Here is a 14,006-nt window from a genome sequence, read left to right on the forward strand (position 1 = left end):
TGCGCTTAGTGTTATATTTGTTATGTAACAGTATAATACCAGGGCACAGTTCTCAGGTCAAGCGCTTATTCCCATGGCTCCGCTCCCCGCATAGCAGCTGTGCACTCAGACCTGATAATCGCTGTAGTTTTTCTGATTCATCACAAGGTGGCGCGGCAGACCCGCGACCATCATCGGGTTATAGTGTCCCTGAATCAGCGGCTTCACATAGCTCACAAAGTCATCGGTCACATAGTCACCGGCGCCGTTGATCCATGTGCGCGGCACCAGCTTCTCGCCGTTTGCGATGCGGTGCACATCGTAGACGCCGATGGCCGACTGATAGGGATCGACCGAGACGCGGTCTATGACGACCATCACGCCGCTGGAGCCCTCATCCGCGGCCTTAACCGTTGCGCCGCCGACCGCAAAGGCCTCGTCCACGTCCACACGACTTGCAAGATGTGCCGCCGCGCGCTGTAAGGTCGAGAGCTCAACCGAGCGGGTCTTGACTCCGAGGCGCTCGTGAATCAGCGCCGATAAATAAGCCGCCGTACCCGCCATCTGGATATGACCGAACGCATCCTTGCTGCGCGCACCGTCCGCGAGCTCGCAGACGTACTCTCCCGCCGCCGTCTTAATGCCCTCGGAAACCGCGGCGACCACGACATCCTTTTCCTCGAGGAGACCGGAGACGCGATCCACAAAGCCCTCAATGTCAAAGGGGAGTTCCGGCAGGTAGATGAGGTCCGGTCCGTCGCAGTCCTCCTGACGCGCCAGTGCCGTTGCGCCGACCAGCCAGCCCGCATTGCGCCCCATAATCTCGAGTATGATTACATTTTTCTTCTTGTAGGAGAAGCCGAGGGCGTCGCGTATCACTTCCTTGGTCGAGGCTGCGATGTACTTTGCCGCGGAGCCGAAGCCCGGCGTGTGGTCGGTAATCGCAAGATCGTTGTCTATGGTCTTCGGGCAGCCCACAAAGCGTTGCTTTGCACCGGTGAGGAGTGCGTAGTCCGAAAGTTTCCGTATGGTATCCATCGAATCGTTTCCGCCGATGTAAATGAATACCTCAATGTCAAGTTTGTCCAGCAGTTCAAAGACGCGCTCGTAGACCTTCTTGTCCTCGTGAATCTCGGGAAGTTTATAGCGGCAGGTCCCGAGAAAGGCCGAGGGGGTGCGCTTCAGGAGTTCCAGCTCCAGCTCGTTTCGAATATAATCCGAGAGATCCACATACTGCTCATCCAAAAAGCCCTGTATGCCGAAGCGCATGCCGTACACCTTCCCGTAGCCGCGCTCCTTTGCTGTCTTAAACACACCCGCCAAGCTCGAATTAATGACAGCCGTGGGACCTCCCGACTGACCGACCAACACATTCCCCTTCATAAATTTTTCCTCCTCATTTCCTTGTTGCCCAAAATAATTCAGCTGTTTTTAGTATAACGAAAGTGGCAAAAAGAATCCAGCGCATAAAAAAAGCGAAGGGAGACTTTCCCCTCGCTTTTCTTTTGTGCTGTTTTACGCAAGACTGCCGCTTCTTCTGTCCTGCAAGAACACATGCAGCCGCTCCCTCACCGGACGACCGACAAGGATGGCCAAAACAAGTTTCACACAGTCCAGCGGAATGAACGGGAACACACAGACGGTAAGCGCTTTGCCCCAGGCCATCTTGGTCTGTCCGACAAACCAAGCGGTTCCGGCCGCATAGCAGAGCACCAGCGCGATCAGCATGACAACCGCCTGCAACGGCACGTTCTTATAAAAGTGATCCACGGCAAAGCCCGTCATCAGCGCCATCAGAATGAACGCGATGAGGTAGCCTCCGGTGGGCCCCAGAATCTTAGCCGGGCCGCCGCTGTAACCGGACATAACCGGAACACCGACAAAGCCGATCAGAAGATACACGAAGTAGGCAACGGTTCCGCTCTTCATACCGAGCACATAGGCCGAGAGGTAAACCAGGAGCGGTGTCAATGAAATCGGCACGGCGCCGATCGGAATCGACATGGGCCCAAAGATACACATCAGAGCTGTCATCACTGCAATTAAAGCCATGTTGCGAATATCCAACTGTTTCATCTTCTACTCTCCTCTTCTCTGTGCCTTTTGCACTGTCGCCTAGCATACTCGCCTCAGCGGCAATTGTCAACCTGTTACAGAGTTTTGGTTGACAAATTTCTTCTGTCTTGGCTATACTAGGCAAAGATTCGATGAATCATCGAAGAAAGCAGGGATGAATTGATTGAGGGAGGCATGCGATATGAACGCATTGGCACTTGCTGAGGAGATTATTGCCGGACGCCGCTTACAGCGGGGAGATGAAGAGTTAACGGAGCTTTTGAGCACGGATCTCGAAGAGCTCTGTCAAGCTGCGGATAAGCTCCGCGAAACCTATTGTGAAAACAAGGTGGATCTCTGCACCATTATCAACGGCAGAAGCGGCCGCTGCAGCGAGGACTGCAAGTACTGCGCGCAGTCCGCACACTCGAAGACCGGCTGTGAAGAGTATGCCTTTCTCCCGGAAGATGTGATTGTCGCAGCCGCAAAGGCAAACGAGCGCGAGGGCGTAGATCGCTTTTCGATTGTCACCTCCGGCCGCTCTCTCAGCGGCGAAGAATTCGAGCAGGCACTCGCTGCCTACCGCCGCATGGCCGATGAGTGTCGAATCGATCTCTGTGCTTCCCACGGTTTCCTGACGCGCGAGCAGTTCCACCGTCTGCACCTTGCGGGCGTCACGAGCTATCACGACAACATCGAGACCTCGCGCCGCTTCTTCCCGGAAATCTGCACGACCCACACCTTTGACCAGAAGCTTGCGACCATACGCGCAGCCCAGGAAGAGGGACTCTGCGTCTGTTCCGGCGGCATTATCGGCATGGGCGAAACCTGGGAAGACCGCTTGGATATGGCGCTGACGCTTGCGGAACTCGGCATTCAGTCCATCCCGATCAATGTGCTGATGCCGGTCAAAGGCACCCCGCTCGGCGAGCGGGAAGTGCTGAAGGACGATGAAATCCTCCGCACGCTTGCCATCTTCCGCATGATCAATCCGGAGGCAAATATACGCCTCGCGGGCGGACGCTCCGCGCTCTCCGACAACGGTGCGCACAGCTTCTCCTGCGGCGTCAGCGCGACCATTACCGGAAACATGCTGACCACGAGCGGTTCTACGATTCAAGAGGACAGGGCCATGCTGAGCGCCATGGGAAGAGATGTGCAACCCGAGTGGCAGAAGCACTCCGTGCGCCCGAGCTGCTATGAGGCAGTGAAGAACATCGCCCAGTAAGTGAAACGACAACAAAAGCCCCGCGGCAAATGCCGCGGGGCTTCTTATATTCCGAACACGATTTGCCGCAAGAAATACCGATCGCTGCTTACATCTTCCTCCAAACATACTGTTTCAAGGAAGATGTAAGCAGAGAAAAGCCTTGTAACTATATCCCCTGACTCCTGTTCCGTCAGTTCTTTGCCTCAGTCGGTGCATAGGTGCGGAAAATCTGCTTCACTTCGCCGTCCTTTAAAACGATCGAAATGACCTGCGGACCCCAGTCCTTGTCCTTATCTTTCGAAAACGCTTCCTTAATCTGATCCGTCGTATAGGTCACGCCGTTCTGCTGATTCAGGTCGGAGTAATCCATGTAGGTAACATCGCTCGCCAGCTTCAGCTCCTCGGTTCCGGTCGAATAGTAAAGCGGCGTTCCGTCCGCGCTCTGGGTGCGGAAGTAGTCGCCGTCCTGAATCAGGCTCACACCGCCGTTCTCCACGCCGCCGTTAATGATAACCTGCGGGAAGTTTCCGGTCTCGGCGTTCTTCTTCTCAATGGTCTTGATGCCGACATCCTTCTGCGCGACCCGGATAACATCGCCCTCCTTCAGCGCATTGATCTTTGCAACATCGTAGCGGTCAAAGTTAAAGAACTCAGCCTTCACGGTCTTGCCGTCAAAGCTCGTTGCATCGAGGCGCACCGGGAAGCCGCCGTTTGTGTGATCTGCCTTTGCCGCCTCCGGCGCAATGACACTGCCGCCCGCTGCCGTGGTCGCATCCGCCGCAACTGCCTCAGCGCTCGTCTCGACCGCGCTGCTCGCAGCCGTAGTCTCCTTCTTACCGCCGCCGCATGCCGTAATACTAAGTGCGGCAATCGCCGCGACACAGAACAATCCTGCTTTTCTCATATAGTACCTCCCTCAGTCTTTTCCTAACACAAAACTCAGTCGAAAACAAAACAATTATATTTTATTATACCCATTCAAGCAGGCGAATTCAAGCAGGAGCGGAGTTGCACGCACCGATTCTTCGGAACGCCCTCCATGCCCCGTCGCCGGACGGGCGCAGCTTCGGCAGCCACCGTAGACTCGGGCTTTCCCGCACGGCAGCTAAGTTTACACAAAAAGAGAAGGAGGTGATGATCACCCCCTTCTCATACGCTGCGGGAAATGGGACTTGAACCCACACGGCTTGTGGCCACTAGATCCTTAGTCTAGCCTGTCTGCCAATTCCAGCATCCCCGCTCGGTACTCGGTTATTCTACTATAGGCCCCCGGGGATTGCAAGCACTTTTTTCAACTTTTTTTGATTGTCTGAAATAATTCCTCCGGCGAACTGTAATGAAACGATTCCCGTAACGTCATCAAAAGAACGCCCCTTGGCAAGAACCGAAGATTCGAGCTATCGATTCAATGCTATAATAGAAAAAATATCGTCTCAATCCACAGGAAAGGATCTTTTATGGCTTTTGATTATCCCGTCATTCTAAGGAAACAGGGCGAGCGTTTTCTCGCCACTTTTCCGGACTTTCCCGGCTGCTACGGTGAGGGTTCCGACCGCCTTGATGCAATGGAGGATGCACGCACGGAAGGCGTAAATTGCATACTCCAAGAACTCGAAGAGGGAAACCCGCTTCCGCCCCGCACCCTGCTCGACGAACTCTGTCTCGACGAGGGGGAAGAGGCCGTCATGCTGACCCTAACCCTGCCCCGCGAAGAAAACTGGAGCTGGCTCGGTTAAATTTCCTTACTCCCAGGTTTTCCATACTTCCGGCCGGAATCCTACGGTCGCGGCGGCACCGTTACGCACGATGGGCTGCCGCATAATCTCGGGATGCTCGAGCAGGAATTGCTCCCTGTCCTCTTCCGGCGTGTGCTGAAACCAAATAACGGTCTCCTTTGCCTTCGCGCCGGGGTCGACCAAAGCTTCCGCACTGCCGAGTGCCCGACACACGGCGCGGAGTTCCCCCTTGCTGAGCCCCTTCTCAAATAAATCCACGCGCTGCACCGGGATGCGGCGCTCCTTGAAGTAGCGCTCGGCCTTTTTCACGTCAAAATTCTTCCCACCGCCGAAAATCTGAATGTTCATCTTCCTCTTCCTTCCGAATTCTCTGTAAGACTTATCGAAATTTTCGCTGTCTTATCCGAAGCGCGACTCTTTTCGGCCCTTCCGTTCTTCCTGTCACCGCGCATTCGTATCGCTTTAAACTGCAATTCTCTTCTGCCCATGCCGACACAATGCAGGCAGGCAGCCCGTGTGAACACTTCCGAGCCTCTCCGTATCGGCTGACAAGCTGTGCCGAAATCGTTTTATGACCGCTCCAATATTCCCTTCTCTTCCGCCCGTTCCCGCAGTTCAAGAAGAGCCGCATTTCCGCTCCCAAGCGGCGGCTCGGTCCAAATGACACAGTTTGCCGCTTCCAGGAAGGCTCTCGCCTCGCGGAGATTCTCCGCCGTGAGCGCTTCGTAAGGTGCCGTCTCAAACACCTTTGCAGCGAGACGAGACGCAACCGGGTAATCCGAATCGGCGGGGCTGAATACGCCTGCCGCAAAGGCTACCCCCTCACGCCGAAGCCGCCGGTAAACCGGTATGCCGCTACCGCCGCCGCCGAGCACGAGGGTGCTCGGCGAAGTGTTTTCCACGGCCTGTGGCAATTCCGCGCTGCCGGAGAGCGCATCGTAAGCGGAACCGAGCCCATAGATACGACGCATGTTCTCCTCGGAGAGTGCCTCCTCCGGTACGGCGGGCGGCAGCACCTTGCCGTCCGCCACCAGTAAGACACGGTCTGCACATTTCAACGCCAAATCCGGTTCATGCAGCGATAAGAAAACCGCGAGCCCTTCGCGGGTTGCAAGATCTCGCAACAGACTCAGAAGTTCTACCTTATGGCGCAGGTCCAGAAAGGCCGTCGGTTCATCGAGCAGAATGAGCCGCGGTTCCTGCGCGAGTGCCCTTGCAAGCAGCACGCGCTGGCGCTGCCCGTCGCTGAGCTCCGCAAAAGGACGCGCCGCGAGCTCTTCGGTTCGCACATAGGCCATGGCACGCGCCACCGCCGTATGATCCGATTCCCGCAAGGTTCCGAAACGCCCCGTGTAGGGATAGCGACCCGCCTCCACCACTTCTCTCGCGGTGGCAAACTCCGGCTCTCTCCGCTCGGTAAAGAGGAGGGCCATATATGCCGCCCGTTCCCGACCGGTAAAGGACTGTAGATTTCTTCCGTCGAGGTAGATGCAGCCGCCCTGCAGGGCAAGCTGCCCCGCCGCGCTCTTTAAGAGGGTCGACTTTCCGGCCCCGTTCGGACCGAGCAAGGCCATGACCTCGCCAGGGCGAAGCTCAAACGAGACCTCCGAGAGCACCACGCGCGCGCCGTAGCCCGTTTTGACCCCTTCTGCCGCGAGTTTTGCCCGCTGCGTATTCCGCATAGCTCCTCCTCTCGATACGCCCTCTGCTTGACAAGGCGTCACGGCGCTATCACGTCCGTTTGTATACAAACTATATTGACGGTTTCCGATTTGATAACGATTAGATACCGACTCTCAAGATCCATGCTTCGATATCCTCTATCGCCGTCTCCGTGGAAAGCGGAATTTGCGCCTCATTGTTTTCATCCACCAAGACCACTTCTTTTTCCTTCGGAAAGTACTGTCTGATCCATAAAATCAGGTTTGCGTAGTCTCGAATTCTATCCGCAGAATTAAAATACTCCACCGCAAGCGTGCGGCGTGTTCGATCGAGCCTTAATTCAAACTGTGGGCAATCCGCATATCGGCTCCAAGTAACATCGTAGGCCAAAGACCTGCTTTGCCTCTGTTCCGTATCCGTTCCCGGATATTTTTTCTGAATCTCCTCACAGAACGTTTTGAGGTCAAATTCGCCGACTGTTTCGCTCAAATGTAAAAAGCTTGTGACCGACATATTCCCTCCGTGTATGATCCGAATCTCTGATTGGATGACTCTGTCTCATTTTCCCCGACGCTTCACCAAGAGCCAAAGCACGATCGGCGCGCCGAAAAAGGAGGTCACCGTGCTGAGCGCAAGCTCGGTCGGCTGAAAGGCCGTCCTTGCGATTAAATCCGAGGCCAAACAAAATACCGCTCCCCCGAGGAAGGAAGCCGGCAGCACCAGCAACGGCTTGTTGCTCTTCAGTAGGCTCTGAATCAAAAACGGCGAAGCCACCCCCACAAAGGAAACCGGCCCCGCAAAAGCGGTCACGGTCGCCGCAAGCAAACTCGCAAGGATAATGAGGGCGCTGCGCATGCGCCGCACATTCACCCCGAGGCTCTCCGCATAGCTCTCGCCGAGCTGCACCGCAGCGAGTGGCTTTGCGAGAAAAAGAAGCGCGAAGGCCGAGATCCCGATTAAGACGGCCGCTGTCCTGACCTGTGCCAGGCTCATGCCGGAAAAACTGCCCTGTGACCAGCTGTGCAGGGACACAATCTCCGAATCCGCGGCAAAACTCAAGAGAAAATCGGTCGCGGCCGAGCAGATATAACCTATCATGATACCGGCCACCAGAAGTCCGGCCATCTGCCGCACACGCTGCGATACCGCGAGCAAAATGCCGAGAGATACCAGCGAGCCCAGAAAGGCAGCGAACACCAGCGCAAAGGAACTGAGTGCCCGGTTCTGTGCCATGAACAGCATCATGCAGAGCGCCACCGCAAGACGCGCGCCCGAGGAGACACCGAGCACAAAGGGACCGGCAATGGGGTTCGCAAAATAGGTCTGCAAGAGAAAGCCCGAGACCGCAAGCGCTCCGCCGAGGAGCAGTGCCATCAGGGCACGCGGCAGCCGTATCTTGAATAAGATGCTCACCGCGGGATCCGTGCCCTTCCCCTGTGACAACAGGGAAAACAGCTTTGCCGGAGAGAAAAACCTGGTACCCAGCGCCAGATTACAGTAAAAAAGTAGCAGGAGCAAGATGCCGAGCAGGATGAACACCGATGTCGTACGCCTTCTCCCCGTCCTCATTCTATCCTCCTCAGGTAGGAGAGCCCGCGTTCCTCTTCCCCGTGCAAGACACGCGAAAAATCACGTGTCAGTCCCGCGACCGCATCGGCTGACTGGTACATGTCACTTCCGAGTTGATAGACCTGTTTCTCCCGCACCGCCTTAAAGTCCGAGAAGAGCTCATCCTTCTCGAGCAGCTCCGAAAGGCCGGCAAGCGGCGCTTCCACCGTGGCATTGTATACAAGCACATCCGCATCTCTCGCCGCCTCAAAAAAAGCCTCGCGCGAGACGCGCTGCACGGAACTGCGCCCGGGTTCATCCGGTCCGACACCAAGATACGTTCCGCCTGCCAGAGCTATCATCTTCGGCACATAGTCCGTGCGGCGACGCACCACAAAGCTCCCGTCCCGATTCATGGCGAAAAAGGCCACCTTCTTGCCGCTATCCGCTACGTTTTTGAGCCCGTCCAGTTCATCGCACTGGGCCTTGAAAAAGGCATCCGCCGCCTCGCTCCTGTCGTTCAAAACGCCGTAAAGCCGCACCCACTCGGTGCGCCCGAGCGGATGTCCTTCGTTACTCGAGTAATCCACAAAGACGGGAATCCCGAGTCGCTCAAACATCTCCTTCACTTCCGGCGCGTGCAATATCATCAGAGATTCGATCGCCAGATCACAGCCCTCCGAAGTGAGGAGTTCGTAATCCGGCGCGCTGTATTTTCCGGCAAAGCGCATCGCCCCGCTTTCAAGCGCACGCTTCGGCGCGTCGATATGCCATCCCTCCGCTCTCGTACCGGTAAAGCGCACGCGGTCCAGCGCACCGTTTGCTTCAAAGAGACTCATCGCTGCGGTGGCAGCAAGGTAAATATTGTCGAGCGGCTTTTTCAGAATCACATAGTCTGCGGGCAGCTCCGCTGGGACTTGTTCCCCTTCCGGAACCAACAGATAGCGTGCCGCGCCGTGCACATCGATGACGGCGAAGTCCCGCTCATAAAAATAGATGTCAAAGGTCTCCGCATAGCGCAGTTCCATTCGCTTAACAAAGCGCAGCCCCGGAATCTCCGGAGCTGCCGCCTGACTTGCCTCTTCAGCTTTTACATCTGTCACCTTGACCATATGGTCATACCAGGCCCCCTTGGTGCCGACGAGGGCAAGCGGAAACTCTGTGTCGAGCGCCGGGACCGGAATATCGAAGCCGTAGACCTCAGCGCTTGTACCGTCCTCATACTTGACGGTATCGGTTGTCGGCTGCAACAGCGCCGCTCCTTCTTTCCGCGCATCTTCCGCGGTCCCGGGGAAGAGATTGAGGATGCGCTTTGACTGCAGGGAGACATGAAGGGTCATCTTCCCGTCTTTTACGGTCAGAGTTCCCCTGTCGTTCAGCGCCTCGTTCACATGGAACATGGAGCTGTCGGTCTCAAAGCGCGCCGTGTATATACCGTCCGGCAGTGCTGCCTGTGCCTTGCCGCTCTCCGAAGCGCCGCTCTCTGCTGCGCTCGTCGTCTCCTGAGCTCCGCTTTGCTCTGCCTTTCCGCTCCGCGCGGCACAGCCCGTTGTCAGTAAAACCGCCGTCAGTAGGAGCGCAAGTTGCGAAATCCATCTGCCTCGTCTCTTCATCTTCCCTCTCCGGGCACAGACACTCAATTTGCCTTGGTCTCTGCCGCCGTTGTCTCTTCTGCCGCCGTGTTTGCCGCGTTAATGGCCGCCTGTGTATGCTCCGCATAGAGCTTCTGGATGTCGTAAACACCGCCCAAGCCCTCAATCTGCGTCTCGATGCGATCAAAACTCTTCGAGTTCATGAACTTCTGAACCCAGGAATCCTCCTCCGCACCCGCCATATCGTTGTGTGCGTGATCGCCGGCAACGACCATCATCGGACGAATCGTGACCTTCTTATAGCCGCCCTTCTTCACCGCATCGATGACTGCTCCGACAGCGGTCTCTTCCGGCTCGCCCTCTACGGTGCCGATAAACACGTTTGCATAGCCGAGCTTCTTCATTGCGGTCTGCATCTCGGAATAGCTGACAGCTGCGGTGTGCGAAGTGCCGTGGCCAAGGAATACAAAGGCCACACCGTCCTGCGCTGCCTTCTGCACACTGTCAAAGCCGCCGCCCGTGACAGTTGCCTGCACAATGAGATTTGCGACTCTCTCCTTGTCCGCATTCACATCCTCGGCATCCTTGCCGACCTCGCCGAGCAGCGGCTCCGCGAGTTCCAGCTTCTCAAAAGAAGCCTTGTGCTTGTCGAGCGTCTCCTTCAGCTCATCGTACTCCTTGCCCTTCATGAGATGCGTAGGCTGCACAATGAGTTCCTTCACACCGTTCTTCTTGGCGCGCTCCAGCGCCTGCTCCACATTGTCGATCTTCTCACCGTCACGCGCGAGAATGTGATTCAAAATAATCTGCGAGGTAAACGCGCGGCGCACACTGTAATCCGGGAATGCCTTTGCAAGGTAACCCTCAATGCCGCCGATATCCTTTGCGCGGCTGTCGTTATAGGAGGTGCCGAAGCTCACAACCAGGATTTCCTTCTCACCGATTTCGTCCTGATTGCGCGGGTCATCCTTGCTCACATCTCCGGTGTCCAGACCGAAATATTCCGGTGAAGCGTGCTCGCCGCTCACCTCTGCCTTTGCACTGTCGCTCAATGCGTCCCAAGCCTCCTTTGCCTCTTTGCAGAGCCGCTCCGTGTCCTCAGACCACTGCTGCACGTAAATCGCATCAATCTTCTTGCCGACTTCCGCTGCCTGCGCCTTCTCCTCGTCCGTCGCAGGCGCCAGGGTGGTGGGCTCGGTCGCCTCGGTCGCAGCCGTCTCCTGCGTCGCTTCCGTTGCGATGGTCTCCTTACCCTTGTCCTTGCCGCCGCAAGCACTCACGGCCAGCGCAGCACCCAGAATCAAAACCGCCAACTTTGCCTTTCTCATAACGCCCTCCTGCTTTTCTCTTGTTCCGACTGATTTTGTGGCTTATTCGGCCACTTCAAACGTGAGCTGATAGTCGATTGCATGCGGCTTACTCATCGCGGTCGTATCTCCGACAACGTTTTGCGGCGCACCGAGCTCGGTGACAGGAATCACAAAGACCGAATGACCGTTTTCGATATTCGGCGTAAAACGGATTCCATCCACTTCCATGTAGTCGTACTTGTCACTGCTCCAGACAATCTTTGCCGTTGCTCTGCCGTCCTTCACCGTGAGCTCGGTCGGACTTGCAATCTTTGCTCTGCCGCTGCCGCCCGCAAGCGTTACATTGACCTCGTAGACACCGTCCGCAAGACTCAGCTTCTCGTGCTTGTCCGCAAGCATCTGTGCCGCTGCATCCGCCTGTGCCTGAAGCTCGTCCGTCGCCTTAAAATCGGCCGCCTTAAAGTCCGCAATCGCCTTGGCCCCTTCGGAAGCTGCGCTCTCTGCCGCGCTCTCGCCCGCGGAAGATGCCGCGGATGCTGCGCTCTCAACAGCCGAACTTGCGGTCTCAACGGCCGAAGCCGCCTGACTCTCCGCCTTCTTGCCGCCGCAAGCCGTCATCGAAATCGCGGCCAAAAGGCCCATTCCCAATGCAAACGAATAGACTCTCTTCTTCATACAATACCCTCTTCCTCTGTTTGATTCAATCCTCTTCTACCAATAAAAAGAGGCCCGTCCTTTCGGAGAGCCTCTGGCTTTTCAGCAAATCCTTACTTATCTGGACTCAGCAGTCTCGCCAGCCTTCTCAGCTGCCGCACCTGCGCTCTCAGCCGCTGCGCCTGCCTTCTCAGCCGCCTCTGCGCCTGCCTTCGCTGCATCCTCGCCCATCTTAGCCGCATCGGAAGCTGCCTTGTTTGCGCCTTCCACTGCTGCGGAAGCTGCATCCTGGCCCGCCTTCGCTGCGTCGGAAGCTGCCTTGTTTGCCTCTTCCATCGCGCCGGAAGCTGCCTTGTTTGCCTCTTCCATACCGCTGGAAGCCGCTGCGTTTGCACTCTCCACCATGCTGGAAGCTGCGTCAACCGCCTCGGAAGCAACGTCGGAAGCTGCCTTGGTCTCTTCCTTCTTGCTGCCGCAACCGGTTGCAAGAACCGCTGCAAGTGCCGCTGCCGCCAAAATTGCTCCAAACTGTCTCTTCTTCATAATAGTATCCTCCCTGTGTGACAATATTGTCGCCTTATTGTAGCACAATACCGATAAAAAGCCAAATAAAACAAAGAAAAGAGGCTCGTCTTCGCAGAGAGCCTCTTGCTATCACGCAAAGAAGAGGCTTAAGCCTCCTCCTCGCGTTCCCGCACAGGCACTCGTGCACAGGAAGGTACTTAAAAGGCAAGGCCGGTCTCCCGGCTCGCGGATCTATGTCCCCTGTCTGCCTTCCCGCTTTCGCAGTGACAGACGGACTCCCCGCATACGGTGACGAGTTCGCGCAGTTTTACTTGCTTCCCGATTATCCCGGCATCACACCGGGCACCTTGCCCTTGTTTTTCAATGTTCCGAATCGAATTAACGATTGAATGCGTTCTTGCCCGGGTACTCTGCCGCGACACCGAGTTCTTCCTCGATGCGAATCAGCTGGTTGTACTTCGCAACGCGCTCGGAGCGGCTCGGCGCACCGGTCTTAATCTGGCGCGTGTTGAGAGCCACCGCGAGATCGGCAATCGTCGTATCTTCGGTCTCACCGGAACGGTGGGAGCTGATTGCCGTGTAGCCTGCCTTGTGAGCCATCTTGATGGCCTCCAGCGTCTCGGAAACCGAGCCGATCTGGTTCAGCTTAATCAGAATGGAGTTGCCGCAGCCAAGCTCGATGCCCTTCTTGAGGCGCTTGGTGTTCGTGACAAAGAGATCGTCGCCGACCAGCTGAACCTTGTCGCCGAGCTCCTTCGTCATCTCCTTCCAGCCCTCCCAGTCCTCTTCATCGAGGCCGTCCTCGATGGACCAGATCGGGTACTTCTCGATGAGGCTCTTCCAGTGTGCAATGAGCTCCTTCGAAGTGAAGTCCTTGCCGGACTTCGGCTGATGATAGAAGCCGATGCCCTTCTCGCTCTTCCACTCGGAGGAAGCAGCGTCCATTGCAAGCACGAAGTCCTTACCCGGCTCATAGCCCGCATCGCGGACTGCGGCGAGAATGTGCTCAATCGTATCCTCATCGTCCTTAAGGTCCGGTGCGAAACCGCCCTCATCGCCGACTGCCGTGGTCTTGCCCTCGTTCTTCAGAAGCTTCTGCAGGCTGTGGAAGACCTCTGTGCACCAACGGAGGCCCTCGGAGAAGCTCGGTGCGCCCACCGGCATAATCATGAACTCCTGGGTATCGACGGAGTTCGTCGCATGTGCGCCGCCGTTTAAGATGTTCATCATCGGCACCGGCAGGTTATTGCCGTTTGCGCCGCCGAGGAAACGATACAGCGGAATGCCGAGAGACTCGGCAGCAGCCTTTGCCGTCGCAATCGAAACCGCAAGGATTGCGTTTGCGCCGAGCTTCGACTTGTTCTCCGTGCCGTCCGCCTTGAGCATAGCCGCATCCACCGCGTAGATGTTCTGCGGATCCATGCCGTGCAGCACGTCGTTAATCACGGTGTTGATGTTCTCAACCGCCTTCTTCACGCCCTTTCCGCCGAAACGGGACTTGTCGCCGTCGCGAAGCTCGATTGCCTCAAACTCACCGGTCGAAGCGCCGCTCGGAGCCGCGCCTCTGCCGACCGTACCGTCGGTCAGCGTGACCTCCGCTTCCACCGTCGGATTTCCTCTGGAGTCGATGATCTCTCTTCCGATAACCTTCTCAATTGCAAGATGTGTCAACATATTGGTTCCTCCACTTCCGAAATGAATGTTAAAGAACTCTTTTCCGCTCTAGTATAGCATG

14 protein-coding genes, 1 tRNA gene and 1 riboswitch are annotated in these 14,006 nt (G+C 56.5%); of the genes, 2 read left to right on the forward strand and 13 right to left on the reverse strand.

All coding sequences use genetic code 11. From position 1 onward, the window contains the following. Positions 1 to 105: 105 nt before the first annotated feature. A complete protein-coding gene (locus QU660_RS05715) occupies positions 106 to 1,362 on the reverse strand; it encodes a 6-phosphofructokinase (protein WP_304945585.1) in 1,257 nt (418 codons plus the stop codon). 132 nt (positions 1,363 to 1,494) lie between these two features. Further along, positions 1,495 to 2,055 carry a biotin transporter BioY gene (locus QU660_RS05720; RefSeq protein ID WP_304945586.1) on the reverse strand — a complete coding sequence of 187 codons (561 nt, stop codon included), beginning with the start codon at positions 2,053 to 2,055 and terminating at the stop codon, positions 1,495 to 1,497. 181 nt (positions 2,056 to 2,236) lie between these two features. On the opposite strand from QU660_RS05720, the gene bioB reads away from it, so the two are divergent. After that, entirely contained in the window at positions 2,237 to 3,262 is a 1,026-nt protein-coding gene (gene bioB / locus QU660_RS05725; protein ID WP_304945587.1) for a biotin synthase BioB, read from the forward strand. 172 nt (positions 3,263 to 3,434) lie between these two features. Here the strand turns inward: bioB and QU660_RS05730 are convergent, their stop codons facing one another. Both QU660_RS05730 and QU660_RS05735 read right to left on the reverse strand, forming a co-directional pair. Beyond that, positions 3,435 to 4,148 (reverse strand): hypothetical protein, encoded by a 714-nt coding sequence (locus tag QU660_RS05730; protein ID WP_304945588.1) that lies wholly within the window; start codon positions 4,146 to 4,148, stop codon positions 3,435 to 3,437. Positions 4,149 to 4,401: 253 nt separating this feature from the next. Continuing rightward, a tRNA-Leu gene (locus tag QU660_RS05735) sits at positions 4,402 to 4,484 on the reverse strand. A 217-nt stretch (positions 4,485 to 4,701) separates the two neighbouring features. On the opposite strand from QU660_RS05735, the gene QU660_RS05740 reads away from it, so the two are divergent. Further along, entirely contained in the window at positions 4,702 to 4,980 is a 279-nt protein-coding gene (locus QU660_RS05740) for a type II toxin-antitoxin system HicB family antitoxin (RefSeq protein ID WP_304945589.1), read from the forward strand. Between the two features lie 6 nt (positions 4,981 to 4,986). Here QU660_RS05740 and QU660_RS05745 read toward each other — a convergent pair whose 3' ends face one another. The 9 genes from QU660_RS05745 to eno form a co-directional block, all read right to left on the reverse strand. Further along, positions 4,987 to 5,328: an arsenate reductase family protein gene (locus QU660_RS05745; protein ID WP_304945590.1), complete on the reverse strand. Its 342-nt coding sequence runs from the start codon at positions 5,326 to 5,328 to the stop codon at positions 4,987 to 4,989. 221 nt (positions 5,329 to 5,549) lie between these two features. Beyond that, positions 5,550 to 6,662, reverse strand: a complete 1,113-nt coding sequence (locus tag QU660_RS05750; RefSeq protein WP_304945591.1) for an ABC transporter ATP-binding protein — start codon at positions 6,660 to 6,662, stop codon at positions 5,550 to 5,552. Between the two features lie 100 nt (positions 6,663 to 6,762). After that, positions 6,763 to 7,155: a hypothetical protein gene (locus tag QU660_RS05755; protein ID WP_304945592.1), complete on the reverse strand. Its 393-nt coding sequence runs from the start codon at positions 7,153 to 7,155 to the stop codon at positions 6,763 to 6,765. A 45-nt stretch (positions 7,156 to 7,200) separates the two neighbouring features. Next, positions 7,201 to 8,211, reverse strand: a complete 1,011-nt coding sequence (locus tag QU660_RS05760; RefSeq protein ID WP_304945593.1) for a FecCD family ABC transporter permease — start codon at positions 8,209 to 8,211, stop codon at positions 7,201 to 7,203. After that, positions 8,208 to 9,803 carry an ABC transporter substrate-binding protein gene (locus QU660_RS05765; protein WP_304945594.1) on the reverse strand — a complete coding sequence of 532 codons (1,596 nt, stop codon included), beginning with the start codon at positions 9,801 to 9,803 and terminating at the stop codon, positions 8,208 to 8,210. Before QU660_RS05765 ends, QU660_RS05760 begins: the two co-directional genes overlap by 4 nt. Positions 9,804 to 9,826: 23 nt before the next feature. After that, a complete protein-coding gene (locus tag QU660_RS05770; protein WP_304945595.1) occupies positions 9,827 to 11,110 on the reverse strand; it encodes a sirohydrochlorin cobaltochelatase in 1,284 nt (427 codons plus the stop codon). 42 nt (positions 11,111 to 11,152) lie between these two features. Continuing rightward, a complete protein-coding gene (locus tag QU660_RS05775) occupies positions 11,153 to 11,767 on the reverse strand; it encodes a hypothetical protein (RefSeq protein ID WP_304945596.1) in 615 nt (204 codons plus the stop codon). A 96-nt stretch (positions 11,768 to 11,863) separates the two neighbouring features. After that, a complete protein-coding gene (locus tag QU660_RS05780) occupies positions 11,864 to 12,289 on the reverse strand; it encodes a hypothetical protein (protein ID WP_304945597.1) in 426 nt (141 codons plus the stop codon). Between the two features lie 173 nt (positions 12,290 to 12,462). Beyond that, positions 12,463 to 12,636: riboswitch (cobalamin riboswitch) on the reverse strand. Positions 12,637 to 12,649: 13 nt separating this feature from the next. Further along, positions 12,650 to 13,942: a phosphopyruvate hydratase gene (gene eno / locus QU660_RS05785; RefSeq protein WP_304947231.1), complete on the reverse strand. Its 1,293-nt coding sequence runs from the start codon at positions 13,940 to 13,942 to the stop codon at positions 12,650 to 12,652. Between the last annotated feature and the right edge of the window lie 64 nt (positions 13,943 to 14,006).

It is taken from the genome of Stomatobaculum sp. F0698, from assembly GCF_030644385.1.
Taxonomy (GTDB): Bacteria; Bacillota; Clostridia; order Lachnospirales; family Lachnospiraceae; genus Moryella.